At 54.2% G+C, this 15,494-nt stretch carries 9 protein-coding genes, 2 tRNA genes and 3 rRNA genes; 7 read left to right on the top strand and 7 right to left on the bottom strand.

Going from position 1 to position 15,494, the window contains the following annotated elements; translation table 11 throughout:
- Window positions 1-111: 111 nt before the first annotated feature.
- Both groL and AC0TOY_RS18920 read right to left on the bottom strand, forming a co-directional pair.
- Window positions 112-1,755 carry a chaperonin GroEL gene (gene groL, locus AC0TOY_RS18925; RefSeq protein WP_023310114.1) on the bottom strand — a complete coding sequence of 548 codons (1,644 nt, stop codon included), beginning with the start codon at window positions 1,753-1,755 and terminating at the stop codon, window positions 112-114.
- A gap of 31 nt (window positions 1,756-1,786) precedes the next feature.
- Entirely contained in the window at window positions 1,787-2,080 is a 294-nt protein-coding gene (locus AC0TOY_RS18920) for a co-chaperone GroES (RefSeq protein ID WP_003855929.1), read from the bottom strand.
- A gap of 179 nt (window positions 2,081-2,259) precedes the next feature.
- Between AC0TOY_RS18920 and yjeH the strand changes: the two genes are divergently transcribed.
- Window positions 2,260-3,501, top strand: coding sequence for an L-methionine/branched-chain amino acid transporter (gene yjeH / locus AC0TOY_RS18915; protein ID WP_473722365.1), 1,242 nt, complete (start codon window positions 2,260-2,262; stop codon window positions 3,499-3,501).
- 34 nt (window positions 3,502-3,535) lie between these two features.
- On the opposite strand, the gene AC0TOY_RS18910 is transcribed toward yjeH, so the two are convergent.
- Window positions 3,536-4,000 (bottom strand): FxsA family protein, encoded by a 465-nt coding sequence (locus AC0TOY_RS18910; protein ID WP_024907356.1) that lies wholly within the window; start codon window positions 3,998-4,000, stop codon window positions 3,536-3,538.
- A gap of 335 nt (window positions 4,001-4,335) precedes the next feature.
- Between AC0TOY_RS18910 and aspA the strand changes: the two genes are divergently transcribed.
- From aspA to AC0TOY_RS18880, 6 genes are all read left to right on the top strand, one after another.
- Entirely contained in the window at window positions 4,336-5,772 is a 1,437-nt protein-coding gene (gene aspA / locus AC0TOY_RS18905) for an aspartate ammonia-lyase (protein WP_003855923.1), read from the top strand.
- A gap of 115 nt (window positions 5,773-5,887) precedes the next feature.
- Window positions 5,888-7,189, top strand: coding sequence for an anaerobic C4-dicarboxylate transporter (locus AC0TOY_RS18900; RefSeq protein WP_024907357.1), 1,302 nt, complete (start codon window positions 5,888-5,890; stop codon window positions 7,187-7,189).
- 113 nt (window positions 7,190-7,302) lie between these two features.
- Window positions 7,303-7,626 carry a divalent cation tolerance protein CutA gene (gene cutA / locus AC0TOY_RS18895; protein ID WP_014168278.1) on the top strand — a complete coding sequence of 108 codons (324 nt, stop codon included), beginning with the start codon at window positions 7,303-7,305 and terminating at the stop codon, window positions 7,624-7,626.
- Entirely contained in the window at window positions 7,602-9,299 is a 1,698-nt protein-coding gene (locus tag AC0TOY_RS18890; protein ID WP_473722364.1) for a protein-disulfide reductase DsbD, read from the top strand. The genes cutA and AC0TOY_RS18890 overlap by 25 nt, the downstream gene beginning before the upstream one ends.
- 49 nt (window positions 9,300-9,348) lie before the next feature.
- The gene (locus tag AC0TOY_RS18885; RefSeq protein WP_407859347.1) at window positions 9,349-9,924 is read left to right on the top strand and encodes a transcriptional regulator; all 576 of its coding nucleotides are present in this window, start codon (window positions 9,349-9,351) and stop codon (window positions 9,922-9,924) included.
- Window positions 9,925-10,051: 127 nt separating this feature from the next.
- Window positions 10,052-10,127 (top strand) — tRNA-Phe (locus AC0TOY_RS18880).
- Window positions 10,128-10,371: 244 nt separating this feature from the next.
- Here AC0TOY_RS18880 and rrf read toward each other — a convergent pair.
- The 4 genes from rrf to AC0TOY_RS18860 all read right to left on the bottom strand — a co-directional run bounded on the left by rrf (window position 10,372) and on the right by AC0TOY_RS18860 (window position 15,348).
- Window positions 10,372-10,487, bottom strand: a 5S ribosomal RNA gene (gene rrf, locus AC0TOY_RS18875).
- Between the two features lie 71 nt (window positions 10,488-10,558).
- Window positions 10,559-13,462: ribosomal RNA gene (locus AC0TOY_RS18870) — 23S ribosomal RNA — on the bottom strand.
- Window positions 13,463-13,645: 183 nt separating this feature from the next.
- Window positions 13,646-13,721 (bottom strand) — tRNA-Glu (locus AC0TOY_RS18865).
- A gap of 85 nt (window positions 13,722-13,806) precedes the next feature.
- Window positions 13,807-15,348 (bottom strand): 16S ribosomal RNA (locus tag AC0TOY_RS18860).
- The 16S, 23S and 5S rRNA genes sit together here with 1 tRNA gene alongside, the layout of an rRNA operon.
- Window positions 15,349-15,494 lie beyond the last annotated feature (146 nt).

Below are 15,494 nucleotides of genomic sequence, written 5' to 3'. Positions count from 1 at the left end.
TGGACAGTAGTTGTCCGTGTGTAAATCTTATACCTAAAAGATGACCAAAAGAAAAACCCCCGAGCATTTCTGCCCGGGGGTTTTTCACATTCTACGACGTAGAGCGCACGATTACATCATGCCGCCCATTCCGCCCATGCCGCCCATACCAGCAGCACCTAAGTCAGGTGCATCGCCTTTTGGCAGGTCGGTCACCATGCACTCGGTGGTGATCATCAGACCAGCAACAGAGGCCGCATACTGCAGAGCAGAACGGGTTACTTTAGTTGGGTCCAGGATACCGAAGTCGATCATGTTGCCGTATTCTTCGGTTGCAGCGTTGTAACCGTAGTTACCTTCGCCCGCTTTAACGTTGTTCGCCACAACAGATGGCTCTTCACCGGCGTTGGACACGATCTGACGCAGAGGCGCTTCCATTGCGCGCAGCGCAACTTTGATACCCACGTTCTGATCTTCGTTCTGAGCGGTCAGGCCAGCCAGTTTAGCGGCCACGCGCACCAGCGCAACGCCACCACCCGCAACCACGCCTTCTTCTACCGCAGCACGGGTCGCGTGCAGGGCATCGTCAACGCGTGCTTTTTTCTCTTTCATTTCAACTTCGGTCGCCGCACCGACTTTAATTACCGCAACGCCGCCAGCCAGTTTCGCTACGCGCTCCTGCAGTTTTTCACGGTCGTAATCGGAAGTCGCTTCTTCGATCTGCTTACGGATCTGACCCACGCGGCCCTGAATAGCGGCTTCTTCACCCACGCCATCGATGATGGTGGTGGTGTCTTTGTTGATCACAACGCGTTTCGCCTGGCCCAGGTCTTCCAGGGTCGCTTTTTCCAGCTCCATACCGATCTCTTCAGAGATCACGGTACCGCCGGTCAGGGTAGCGATATCCTGCAGCATCGCTTTACGGCGATCGCCGAAGCCAGGTGCTTTAACAGCAGCCACTTTCACGATGCCGCGCATGGTGTTAACCACCAGAGTTGCCAGCGCTTCGCCTTCAACGTCTTCAGCGATGATAACCAGCGGTTTGCCTGCTTTAGCAACGGCTTCCAGCACTGGCAGCATTTCGCGGATGTTGGAGATTTTCTTGTCAGCCAGCAGGATGAACGGGCTTTCCAGCTCAACAGCGCCAGTCTCTGGCTTGTTGATGAAGTATGGGGACAGGTAACCGCGGTCGAACTGCATACCTTCAACCACGTCCAGTTCGTCTTCCAGACCGGTACCGTCTTCAACGGTGATCACGCCTTCTTTACCGACTTTATCCATCGCTTCTGCGATCAGTTTACCTACGGTTTCGTCGGAGTTAGCGGAGATGGTACCAACCTGAGCAATGGCTTTAGAGTCAGAGCACGGTACGGACAGCGCTTTCAGTTCTTCAACAGCGGAGGCGACAGCTTTGTCGATACCACGTTTCAGATCCATTGGGTTCATGCCCGCAGCAACGGCTTTCAGACCTTCAGTGATGATAGCCTGCGCCAGAACGGTCGCGGTGGTGGTACCGTCGCCTGCAGCGTCGTTCGCTTTAGAGGCAACTTCTTTCACCATCTGCGCGCCCATGTTTTCGAACTTGTCTTCCAGCTCGATTTCACGTGCTACAGAAACACCATCTTTGGTGATGGTTGGCGCGCCGAAGGATTTATCCAGCACTACGTTACGGCCTTTCGGGCCCAGGGTCACTTTAACTGCATCTGCCAGTACGTTTACGCCGCGGAGCATTTTTACACGAGCGTCGTTACCGAATTTTACGTCTTTAGCTGCCATGTTCTTATTTCCTCAAATTCTCGTGCGTAAATTACGCTTCAACAATTGCCAGAATGTCGCTCTCGGACATGATCAACACTTCTTCATTGTCGATCTTCTCGGATTTCACGCCGTAGCCATCGTTGAAAATTACGATGTCACCAACTTTAACGTCCAGCGGCTGCACAGTTCCGTTTTCCAGGATGCGGCCCTTACCGACAGCGATGATTTCGCCACGCGTTGATTTGGCTGCTGCAGAACCGGTCAGAACGATGCCGCCAGCAGACTTGGTTTCAACTTCTTTACGTTTGACGATCACACGATCATGTAACGGACGAATACTCATTGATAGCTCTCCTTTGAGAAAGTCATTATCAGTTATGGATGACGCCGGCCCGCAAGCGGTTTTCCGACTAGTGCCCTGAGAGATGGGGATAGCTTTTTACCCCTTCAAGGGGGAGTTGAAAAAAAAATTTGCGAAAGTGTTACCATCGCCTCTCTTTTGGTACTGGCAGGGCGATGTCAATGAGTGGACTCAAGCAGGAGTTAGGGCTGGCGCAGGGCGTTGGCCTGCTCTCAACCTCCTTGTTAGGTACGGGCGTGTTAGCCGTACCGGCACTGGCGGCGCTGGTCGCGGGAAATAATAGCCTGTGGGCGTGGCCAGCGCTGATTGTACTGGTTTTCCCGATAGCCATTGTGTTTGCCATCCTGGGGAGGCATTTCCCCAGCGCGGGCGGCGTGGCGCACTTTGTCGGTCTGGCCTTTGGGCCGCGGCTGCAGCGTGTCACCGGCTGGCTGTTTCTCTCCGTCATTCCGGTTGGCCTTCCTGCGGCATTGCATATTGCGACCGGCTTTGGTCAGGCGCTGTTTGGCTGGCATAACGAGCAGTTATTGCTGGCCGAGTTGGGCACGCTGGCTATCGTCTGGTGGGTAGGCTCTCGCGGGGCCCGCTCCAGCGCCAACCTGCAGACGCTGGTTGCGGTGCTGATTGTCGCGCTCGTTGCCGCTATCTGGTGGGCGGGCGATATCACAATCAAGGAAATTCCCTTCCCGGCAGTGACAGACGTCGATCATTCACAGCTTTTCGCCGCGCTCTCCGTCATGTTCTGGTGTTTTGTGGGTCTGGAAGCCTTTGCCCATCTTGCCTCTGAATTTAAGCAGCCTGAGCGCGATTTCCCCCGGGCGCTGATGATAGGCCTGCTGCTGGCAGGCACGGTCTACTGGGCGTGTACCGTGCTGGTGTTGCACTTCCACGCGTTCGGCGCGGATCTCGCCGCCGCGGCATCGCTGCCGGGTATCGTGGTTAATCTGTTTGGTGTGAAGGCGCTGTGGATCGCCTGCGTCATCGGCTATCTGGCCTGTTTTGCCAGCCTCAACATTTATATCCAGAGCTTTGCCCGGCTGGTGTGGTCGCAGGCGCTCGACAAACCTGAGAATCGCCTCGCGCGCCTGTCTAAACGCCAGCTTCCGCTGAATGCCCTGAATGCCGTGCTGGGCTGCTGCGTGTTGAGCACGCTGTGTATTTACGCACTGAAGATCAATCTGGACGCGCTGATCGTCTACGCCAACGGCATTTTCATTATGATCTACCTGCTGTGCATGCTGGCGGGATGTCGTTTGCTGCAAGGTCGCTATAAAACACTGGCGGTCATCGGGGGTGGGCTTTGCCTGCTGTTGCTGGCGATGGTGGGATGGAAGAGTCTGTACGCGATTGTCATGCTGGCAGGACTGTGGCTGTTTTTACCGAAGCGCGATGCGCACCAGTAGCGCCCGGTAAGCGAAGCGCCACCGGGCAAATCTATCACCGATCGTCTTTATGGTCTAAACGGTCGTGCTGTTCATCTTTACGCTGATATTCCCCTTCAAAGGTATCGCCTGGCCCGGTGCTGAACCCACCGCCAGGCATACGGTTAAAGCGCAGATGCGGCAGCAGCTTCATGGTCAGGTGCTTTTGCACCGGCGGCAGAAGCAGCAGAAGGCCGAGGAAGTCGGTGAAGAACCCCGGCAGGATCAGCAGCAGCCCCGCAATAATCAGCGATACGCTTTTGATCATCTCCGCTGCCGGGCTTTCGCCTGCGGCCATCTTCTCCTGCATTAACAGGAAATTTTTGAAACCCTGATTACGCACCAGCGACATGCCGATGACGGAGGTGAAAATCACCAGAATCAGCGTCAGCAGGACGCCCAGCACATGAGCAACCTGGATGAAAATGGAAATCTCAATGTAAACATAGAGAAAGAAAGCAATAAACGGTATCCAGCGCACTGGCATCTCCTGTGTGGCAAGGGCCGACGGGCCCCTGTCTGAATGTGTTCGCGACGCGCGTTTGTATGAGATGGTGACGGTTAGCGAAAATTCAATCAGTTTGCACGGATATTTTTTTTGGAAATATTAAAGCGGTGACCCATTTCACAGATTAATAATTATCATGGAATCGGCTCGATAATAAGTGATCCAGCTTACGGCAATTCGCTATCATCAGCATATGATCTCGAACATCTGGCTGATTGAGGGAATAATCGTCGGCCAGAAAATATTCAAAACCACATAAATACTGTGTGTTTAGTACAATCCATCGGCAGCTTGAAAAGAAGGTTCACATGTTAAACAACATTCGTATCGAAGAAGACTTGTTGGGTACCAGGGAAGTTCCAGCGGATGCCTACTACGGTGTTCACACTCTGAGAGCGATTGAAAACTTCTACATCAGCAACAGCAAAATCAGCGACATCCCTGAGTTTGTCCGTGGCATGGTGATGGTGAAGAAAGCCGCAGCCCTGGCCAACAAAGAGTTGCAAACCATTCCTAAAAGCGCGGCAAATGCGATTATCGCAGCCTGCGATGAAGTGCTGAACAACGGCAAATGCATGGACCAGTTCCCGGTTGACGTCTATCAGGGCGGCGCGGGCACCTCCGTCAACATGAATACCAACGAAGTACTGGCAAACATTGGCCTGGAGCTGATGGGTCACCAGAAAGGTGAATACCAGTACCTTAACCCGAACGACCACGTTAACAAATGCCAGTCCACCAACGACGCTTACCCTACCGGCTTCCGTATCGCGGTGTATGCCTCTGTAGTGAAACTGGTGGATGCGATCAACCAACTGGGTGATGGCTTCCAGCGTAAAGCGGTTGAGTTCCAGGACATCCTGAAAATGGGTCGTACCCAGCTGCAGGACGCGGTGCCGATGACCCTCGGCCAGGAATTCCACGCGTTTAACGTGCTGCTTAACGAAGAGACCAAAAACCTGCTGCGCACCTCCGAGCTGCTGCTGGAAGTGAACCTTGGCGCAACCGCCATCGGTACACGTCTGAACACCCCGGATGGCTATCAGCAGCTGGCGGTACAGAAGCTGGCTGAAGTCTCTAACCTGCCGGTTGTGCCTGCAGAAGACCTGATTGAAGCGACCTCCGACTGCGGCGCCTACGTCATGGTACACAGCGCGCTGAAACGTCTGGCAGTGAAACTGTCCAAAATCTGTAACGACCTGCGCCTGCTTTCCTCCGGTCCGCGCGCTGGCCTGAACGAAATCAACCTGCCAGAGCTGCAGGCGGGTTCGTCCATCATGCCGGCCAAGGTGAACCCGGTTGTGCCAGAAGTGGTGAATCAGGTTTGCTTCAAAGTCATCGGTAACGATACAACCGTGACCATGGCCTCTGAAGCGGGTCAGCTGCAGCTGAACGTGATGGAGCCAGTGATTGGCCAGGCGATGTTTGAATCTATCCACATCCTGACCAACGCCTGCTACAACCTGCTGGAAAAATGCATTAACGGCATCACAGCGAATAAAGAAGTCTGTGAGGGTTATGTCTATAACTCCATCGGGATCGTCACCTACCTCAACCCGTTCATCGGTCACCACAACGGTGACATCGTCGGTAAGATTTGCGCCGAAACCGGTAAGAGCGTACGTGAAGTGGTGCTGGAGCGCGGGCTGTTGACCGAAGCGGAGCTGGACGATATCTTCTCGGCCCAGAACCTGATGCACCCGGCATATAAAGCAAAACGATATACCGATGAAAGCGAACAGTAACCGTTCAGGCTAGGCTTCTTAAGGCACGTCACTTGTGACGTGCCTTTTTTCTTTTTAGGCGTTACCGAAATACAACAATTCAATATCAACTTGTTAATAAGCAAGGAAGGTCCTTATGTTTGGAGCAGAACTCGTCATCGTCTTGTTGGCGATTTATTTGGGAGCAAGACTCGGGGGTATCGGCATCGGTTTTGCTGGTGGTCTCGGGGTGCTCGTTCTTACCCTTATCTTTCAGATTAAACCCGGCGCAATCCCGTTTGACGTTATCGAAATCATCATGGCAGTTATTGCCGCTATCGCCGCCATGCAGGTGGCAGGCGGTATGGACTACCTGGTGAGCCTGGCGGAGCGTATGCTGCGCCGCCATCCAAAATACATTACCTTCCTTGCCCCGCTGGTGACCTGGTTTATGACTATTCTCGCCGGTACGGGCCACACCGCCTTCTCCACGCTGCCGGTGATTACCGAAGTGGCGAAAGAGCAGGGTATCCGTCCGTCTCGTCCGCTCTCTATTGCCGTCGTCGCGTCCCAGATTGCGATTACCGCCTCGCCGATTTCCGCTGCGGTGGTCTTCTTCGCCGGTATCCTTGAGCCGATGGGCGTGAGCTACCTGACGCTGCTGGCGATCTGTATCCCGGTGACGCTGATTGCGGTGATGATTACTGCCGTACTGTGTAACTTCCTCGGCGCTGAACTGAAAGACGATCCGGTTTATCAGGAGCGTCTGGCAAAAGGTGAAGTGAGCCTGCGCGGCAGCCAGGTCTTCGAGCTGAAGCCGCACGCGAAGCGCTCCGTGCTGCTGTTCCTGATCGGTATCGTCGCCGTCATGTTCTATGCGACCGCCATCAGCGATACCGTGGGCCTGATCCAGAACCCGGTCCTGCCGCGTAACGAAGCGATTGTGGTGTTTATGCTGACCATCGCGACGCTGATTAGCATCACCTGTAAAATCGACACCAGCGAAGTGCTGAACGCCAGCACCTTCAAATCCGGTATGAGCGCCTGCGTGTGCGTGCTGGGTGTGGCGTGGCTCGGTGATACCTTCGTGAAAGCGCACATCAGCGACATTCAGACCGTAGCAGGCGACCTGCTGCACAACTATCCGTGGCTGCTGGCGGTGGTGCTGTTCTTTGCCGCTACCCTGCTTTACTCCCAGGCGGCGACCACCAAAGCGCTGATGCCTGCGGCACTGATGCTGGGCGTTACCCCGCTGACGGCGATTGCCTCTTTCGCGGCGGTTTCTGCCCTGTTCGTTCTGCCAACCTACCCAACCCTGCTGGCGGCGGTGGAGATGGACGACACAGGCTCAACCCGTATCGGTAAGTATGTGTTTAACCATGCGTTCCTGATCCCGGGCGTGGTTGCCATTTCGCTTTGCGTGATCCTCGGCTTTATCATTGGCGGCGTGGTGCTGTAAACGGTGAGTGGTTGTAAAAATAGTTAAAATCGGGCCGCTCTGCGGCCCGTTTCATTAATGACCAATCGCCTTGCGTGATATAGTGAAGACTTTCGTGATGAGGAGGTCGACTTGTGAACACGCCTGATGCTGTTGTCGTACTGTGTACCGCCCCTGATGAAGCCTCTGCCCAGGATCTCGCCGCCAAAGTGCTGGCCGAAAAACTGGCAGCCTGCGTGACGCTCCTCCCCGGTGCCACCTCCCTTTATTACTGGGAAGGCAAGCTGGAGCAAGAGTACGAAGTTCAGATGTTGCTCAAAACTAATCTGGCGAATCAGCAGGCTCTCCTGGACTGCCTCAAATCTCATCATCCTTACCAAACCCCGGAGCTGCTGGTCCTGCCAGTGGTTCATGGCGATAACGACTATCTCTCATGGCTCAACGCTTCCTTACGCTGATCCTGCTGCTGTGCAGCACGTCAGCTTTTGCCGGGTTGTTTGACGCGCCCGGCCGTTCGAACTTCATCCCTGCCGACCAGGCTTTCGTTTTCGATTTTCAGCAAAACCAGCATGACCTTACGCTCAACTGGCAGGTGAAAGAGGGTTATTACCTCTATCGCAAGCAGGTAAGCATTACGCCTGCTCAGGCCAGCGTGGGCGCTTTACAGATGCCCTCTGGCGAGTGGCATGAGGACGAGTTCTACGGCAAGAGTGAAATCTACCGCCAGCGCCTGAGCTTGCCTGTTACGGTGAATCAGGCGGATAAAGGTGCGACCCTGACGGTGACCTATCAGGGGTGCGCGGACGCGGGATTCTGCTATCCGCCTGAAACGAAGGTCGTTCCACTCAGCGAAGTTAAGGCTGCCGCCGCTTTCTCCCCTCTCCCCTCTGGGGAGAGCGGTAAAAGTGAAGCCGCGTCAGACCTTCCGTTCTCCGCGCTGTGGGCCTTGCTGATCGGTATCGGCATTGCCTTTACGCCGTGCGTGCTGCCGATGTATCCGCTCATCTCTGGCATCGTGCTGGGCGGTAAGCAACGGCTTTCCACCGCCCGCGCCCTGCTGTTGGCCTTTATTTATGTGCAGGGCATGGCGTTGACCTACACGGCCCTTGGCCTTGTGGTTGCCGCTGCCGGGTTACAGTTCCAGGCCGCACTGCAGCATCCTTACGTCCTTATTAGCTTATCGGTGGTGTTTATCCTGCTGGCTCTGTCGATGTTCGGCCTGTTTACCCTGCAGTTACCGTCGTCTCTGCAAACTCGCTTAACGCTAATGAGTAATCGCCAGCAGGGTGGCTCGGCGGGTGGGGTATTCGCGATGGGAGCCATCGCTGGTTTAATTTGTTCCCCTTGCACCACCGCACCGCTGAGTGCCATCCTGCTCTATATTGCCCAGAGCGGGAATCTGTGGCTTGGCGGCGGTACGTTGTACCTTTACGCGCTGGGCATGGGCCTACCGCTGATTCTGGTCACGGTTTTCGGCAATCGACTTCTGCCGAAGAGCGGCCCGTGGATGGAGACGGTGAAAACCGCGTTTGGCTTTGTGATTCTGGCGCTGCCGGTGTTCCTCCTCGAGCGTATCATCGGCGACGTCTGGGGTTTGCGTCTGTGGGCGATGCTCGGCGTAGCATTCTTCTCCTGGGCGTTTATCGTCAGTCTGGGGGCGAAAAAAGCGTGGATGCGCCTGGTGCAAATCCTCCTGCTCGCCGCCGCGCTGGTGAGCGTGCGTCCTCTTCAGGACTGGGCGTTCGGCTCGCCGGTAGACCAGACGCAGGCGCATCTGAACTTCATCCAGATTAAGAACGTTGATGAGCTCAACAGCGCGCTCGCACAGGCAAAAGGCAAACCGGTGATGCTCGATCTCTATGCCGACTGGTGCGTTGCCTGCAAAGAGTTTGAGAAATATACCTTTAGCGATCCGCAGGTGCAAAGTGCCCTGAAAGAGACCGTTTTGCTTCAGGCGAACGTGACCGCCAATAATGCGCAGGATAAGGCTCTGCAGAAGCAGCTTAACGTGCTCGGGCTGCCAACCATTCTGTTCTTCAATCAGCAGGGCCAGGAGCAGCCAGAACAGCGTGTAACCGGGTTTATGGATGCAGCGGCATTTAACGCGCATTTGCGCAATCGCCAACCGTAAACAACACTTTAAACGGGACAAACCGTTGGGAATAGCGGAGGAGATAACCGTGCAACGTGAAGACGTACTGGGACAAGCCCTGCAATTACTTGAGATTCAAGGGATCGCCAGCACCACGCTTGAGATGGTAGCCGACCGTATCGATTACCCCGTGGATGATCTTAAGCGCTTCTGGCCGGATAAAGAGGCGCTCGTTTATGATGCCCTGCGCTATCTCAGCCAGCAGGTTGATGTCTGGCGCAGGCAGCTGATGCTGAATGAAGAACTGACTGCGGAACAAAAGCTGCTGGCGCGCTATACCGCCCTGACGGAATGTGTCAGCAACAACCGGTACCCGGGTTGTCTGTTCATCGCCGCCTGCACTTATTTTCCCGACCCAGGCCATCCTGTCCATCAGCTGGCGGATCAGCAAAAACGGGCGGCACATGACTTCACCCACGAGCTACTGACCACGCTGGAAGTGGATGACCCGGCAATGGTGGCGAAACAGATGGAGCTGGTGCTGGAGGGCTGCCTGAGCCGCATGCTGGTGAACCGTAGCCAGGCCGACGTGGATACGGCGCACCGGCTGGCGGAAGATATTCTGCGCTTTGCTCAGTGCCGTATGGGCGGGGCATTGACGTAAGCGAACCTGTTAAATTCGACGTATTCGGCGCGTAAACCGCCAGATTGCCGCAAACTTAAGCAGTTGAACAGCTTTTCCCGAAATAATGTTGACGCTAGAGCGTGATTGCGGTTTAATGCGCTCCGTTGCCCGGATAGCTCAGTCGGTAGAGCAGGGGATTGAAAATCCCCGTGTCCTTGGTTCGATTCCGAGTCCGGGCACCACTATTTAAAGAACCCAGCCTATGGCTGGGTTTTTGCTTTTCTGCGTTTATCAAAACCTTCCCTGTTTTTATATTCCTGTATCTCTTTCCAGTAAGATCGTGCGGTCTGGTCTGCCCGGTGGCGCTGCGCTTACCGGGCCTACGGATTTTGCAGGCAGGATAAGGCGAAGCCGCCATCCGCCATGATTTCTGACGCACAAAGCAAAAAACCCCGCACCTTCCGGTACGGGGTTCTTCTAATTGATGCCTGGCAGTTCCCTACTCTCACATGGGGAGACCCCACACTACCATCGGCGCTACGGCGTTTCACTTCTGAGTTCGGCATGGGGTCAGGTGGGACCACCGCGCTAAAGCCGCCAGGCAAATTCTGTTTAATCTGTATCAAGGCTGAAAATCGTGTCTGTCTCTTCGCCAAAACACCTTCGGCGTTGTAAGGTTAAGCCTCACGGTTCATTAGTATCGGTTAGCTCAACGCATCGCTGCGCTTACACACCCGACCTATCAACGTCATAGTCTTTAACGTTCCTTCAGGAGACTTAAAGTCTCAGGGAGAACTCATCTCGGGGCAAGTTTCGTGCTTAGATGCTTTCAGCACTTATCTTTTCCGCATTTAGCTACCGGGCAGTGCCATTGGCATGACAACCCGAACACCAGTGATGCGTCCACTCCGGTCCTCTCGTACTAGGAGCAGCCCCCCTCAATTCTCCAGCGCCCACGGCAGATAGGGACCGAACTGTCTCACGACGTTCTAAACCCAGCTCGCGTACCACTTTAAATGGCGAACAGCCATACCCTTGGGACCTACTTCAGCCCCAGGATGTGATGAGCCGACATCGAGGTGCCAAACACCGCCGTCGATATGAACTCTTGGGCGGTATCAGCCTGTTATCCCCGGAGTACCTTTTATCCGTTGAGCGATGGCCCTTCCATTCAGAACCACCGGATCACTATGACCTGCTTTCGCACCTGCTCGAGCCGTCACTCTCGCAGTCAAGCTAGCTTATGCCATTGCACTAACCTCCTGATGTCCGACCAGGATTAGCTAACCTTCGTGCTCCTCCGTTACTCTTTGGGAGGAGACCGCCCCAGTCAAACTACCCACCAGACACTGTCCGCAACCCGGATTACGGGTCTACGTTAGAACACCAGCCATTAAAGGGTGGTATTTCAAGGACGGCTCCACGCAGACTGGCGTCCACGCTTCAAAGCCTCCCACCTATCCTACACATCAAGGACCAGTGTTCAGTGTCAAGCTATAGTAAAGGTTCACGGGGTCTTTCCGTCTTGCCGCGGGTACACTGCATCTTCACAGCGAGTTCAATTTCACTGAGTCTCGGGTGGAGACAGCCTGGCCATCATTACGCCATTCGTGCAGGTCGGAACTTACCCGACAAGGAATTTCGCTACCTTAGGACCGTTATAGTTACGGCCGCCGTTTACCGGGGCTTCGATCAAGAGCTTCGCGTTACCGCTAACCCCATCAATTAACCTTCCGGCACCGGGCAGGCGTCACACCGTATACGTCCACTTTCGTGTTTGCACAGTGCTGTGTTTTTAATAAACAGTTGCAGCCAGCTGGTATCTTCGACTGATTTCAGCTCCACCCGCAGGGGCTTCACCTACATATCAGCGTGCCTTCTCCCGAAGTTACGGCACCATTTTGCCTAGTTCCTTCACCCGAGTTCTCTCAAGCGCCTTGGTATTCTCTACCTGACCACCTGTGTCGGTTTGGGGTACGATTTGATGTTACCTGATGCTTAGAGGCTTTTCCTGGAAGCAGGGCATTTGTTACTTCAGCACCGTAGTGCCTCGTCATCACACCTCAGCGTTAAAAGGTACCGGATTTACCTGGAACCTCCGCCTACATGCTTAAACCGGGACAACCGTCGCCCGGCTAACATAGCCTTCTCCGTCCCCCCTTCGCAGTAACACCAAGTACAGGAATATTAACCTGTTTCCCATCGACTACGCCTTTCGGCCTCGCCTTAGGGGTCGACTCACCCTGCCCCGATTAACGTTGGACAGGAACCCTTGGTCTTCCGGCGAGCGGGCTTTTCACCCGCTTTATCGTTACTTATGTCAGCATTCGCACTTCTGATACCTCCAGCATGCCTCACAGCACACCTTCAACGGCTTACAGAACGCTCCCCTACCCAACAACACATAGTGTCGCTGCCGCAGCTTCGGTGCATGGTTTAGCCCCGTTACATCTTCCGCGCAGGCCGACTCGACCAGTGAGCTATTACGCTTTCTTTAAATGATGGCTGCTTCTAAGCCAACATCCTGGCTGTCTGTGCCTTCCCACATCGTTTCCCACTTAACCATGACTTTGGGACCTTAGCTGGCGGTCTGGGTTGTTTCCCTCTTCACGACGGACGTTAGCACCCGCCGTGTGTCTCCCGTGATAACATTCTTCGGTATTCGTAGTTTGCATCGGGTTGGTAAGCCGGGATGGCCCCCTAGCCGAAACAGTGCTCTACCCCCGAAGATGAGTTCACGAGGCGCTACCTAAATAGCTTTCGGGGAGAACCAGCTATCTCCCGGTTTGATTGGCCTTTCACCCCCAGCCACAAGTCATCCGCTAATTTTTCAACATTAGTCGGTTCGGTCCTCCAGTTAGTGTTACCCAACCTTCAACCTGCCCATGGCTAGATCACCGGGTTTCGGGTCTATACCCTGCAACTTAACGCCCAGTTAAGACTCGGTTTCCCTTCGGCTCCCCTATACGGTTAACCTTGCTACAGAATATAAGTCGCTGACCCATTATACAAAAGGTACGCAGTCACACCACGAAGGTGCTCCCACTGCTTGTACGTACACGGTTTCAGGTTCTTTTTCACTCCCCTCGCCGGGGTTCTTTTCGCCTTTCCCTCACGGTACTGGTTCACTATCGGTCAGTCAGGAGTATTTAGCCTTGGAGGATGGTCCCCCCATATTCAGACAGGATACCACGTGTCCCGCCCTACTCTTCGAGTTCACAGCCTGTGCATTTTCGTGTACGGGACTATCACCCTGTACCGTGCGACTTTCCAGACGCTTCCACTAACACACAAGCTGATTCAGACTCTGGGCTGCTCCCCGTTCGCTCGCCGCTACTGGGGGAATCTCGGTTGATTTCTTTTCCTCGGGGTACTTAGATGTTTCAGTTCCCCCGGTTCGCCTCGTTAACCTATGTATTCAGTTAACGATAGTGCAACGAATTGCACTGGGTTTCCCCATTCGGACATCGCCGGGTCAAAGGTTCATATCACCTCGCCGGCGCTTTTCGCAGATTAGCACGTCCTTCATCGCCTCTGACTGCCAGGGCATCCACCGTGTACGCTTAGTCGCTTAACCTCACAACCCGAAGATGTTTCACTTCATGATTGCGAAAATTTGAGAGACTCGAACACACCTTAAAGATGTGTCGTTTCAATTTTCAGCTTGATCCAGATTTTTAAAGAGCAAATATCTCAAACGTCACCCGAAGATGAGTTTTGAGATATGACGGCCGGTGACTTTCACTCACGAACCAGCAAGTGGCGTCCCCTAGGGGATTCGAACCCCTGTTACCGCCGTGAAAGGGCGGTGTCCTGGGCCTCTAGACGAAGGGGACACTGAAGTCTCAATCGCAAGACGCCTTGCTATTTACTTTTCATCAGACAATCTGTGTGAGCACTACAAAGGCAGGTTCTTTAAGGTAAGGAGGTGATCCAACCGCAGGTTCCCCTACGGTTACCTTGTTACGACTTCACCCCAGTCATGAATCACAAAGTGGTAAGCGCCCTCCCGAAGGTTAAGCTACCTACTTCTTTTGCAACCCACTCCCATGGTGTGACGGGCGGTGTGTACAAGGCCCGGGAACGTATTCACCGTAGCATTCTGATCTACGATTACTAGCGATTCCGACTTCATGGAGTCGAGTTGCAGACTCCAATCCGGACTACGACGCACTTTATGAGGTCCGCTTGCTCTCGCGAGGTCGCTTCTCTTTGTATGCGCCATTGTAGCACGTGTGTAGCCCTACTCGTAAGGGCCATGATGACTTGACGTCATCCCCACCTTCCTCCAGTTTATCACTGGCAGTCTCCTTTGAGTTCCCGGCCTAACCGCTGGCAACAAAGGATAAGGGTTGCGCTCGTTGCGGGACTTAACCCAACATTTCACAACACGAGCTGACGACAGCCATGCAGCACCTGTCTCAGAGTTCCCGAAGGCACCAATCCATCTCTGGAAAGTTCTCTGGATGTCAAGAGTAGGTAAGGTTCTTCGCGTTGCATCGAATTAAACCACATGCTCCACCGCTTGTGCGGGCCCCCGTCAATTCATTTGAGTTTTAACCTTGCGGCCGTACTCCCCAGGCGGTCGACTTAACGCGTTAGCTCCGGAAGCCACGCCTCAAGGGCACAACCTCCAAGTCGACATCGTTTACGGCGTGGACTACCAGGGTATCTAATCCTGTTTGCTCCCCACGCTTTCGCACCTGAGCGTCAGTCTTTGTCCAGGGGGCCGCCTTCGCCACCGGTATTCCTCCAGATCTCTACGCATTTCACCGCTACACCTGGAATTCTACCCCCCTCTACAAGACTCTAGCCTGCCAGTTTCGAATGCAGTTCCCAGGTTGAGCCCGGGGATTTCACATCCGACTTGACAGACCGCCTGCGTGCGCTTTACGCCCAGTAATTCCGATTAACGCTTGCACCCTCCGTATTACCGCGGCTGCTGGCACGGAGTTAGCCGGTGCTTCTTCTGCGGGTAACGTCAATTGCTGAGGTTATTAACCTCAACACCTTCCTCCCCGCTGAAAGTACTTTACAACCCGAAGGCCTTCTTCATACACGCGGCATGGCTGCATCAGGCTTGCGCCCATTGTGCAATATTCCCCACTGCTGCCTCCCGTAGGAGTCTGGACCGTGTCTCAGTTCCAGTGTGGCTGGTCATCCTCTCAGACCAGCTAGGGATCGTCGCCTAGGTGAGCCGTTACCCCACCTACTAGCTAATCCCATCTGGGCACATCTGATGGCAAGAGGCCCGAAGGTCCCCCTCTTTGGTCTTGCGACGTTATGCGGTATTAGCTACCGTTTCCAGTAGTTATCCCCCTCCATCAGGCAGTTTCCCAGACATTACTCACCCGTCCGCCGCTCGCCGGCAAAGTAGCAAGCTACTTTCCGCTGCCGCTCGACTTGCATGTGTTAGGCCTGCCGCCAGCGTTCAATCTGAGCCATGATCAAACTCTTCAATTTAAGTTTGATGCTCGTGAATTAAACTTCGTAATGAATTACGTATGTTCACTCAGAGACTTGGTATTCATTTATTGTCCGAAGACATTAAGAATCCATGTCACTTTGAGTGCCCACACAGATTGTCTGATAAATTGTTAAAGAGCAGT

This window comes from Enterobacter sp. PL_is379 (assembly GCF_055817355.1).
The sequence above is the reverse complement of the archived record's forward strand: the minus strand, read 5'-3'. Positions and strand labels throughout refer to the sequence as shown.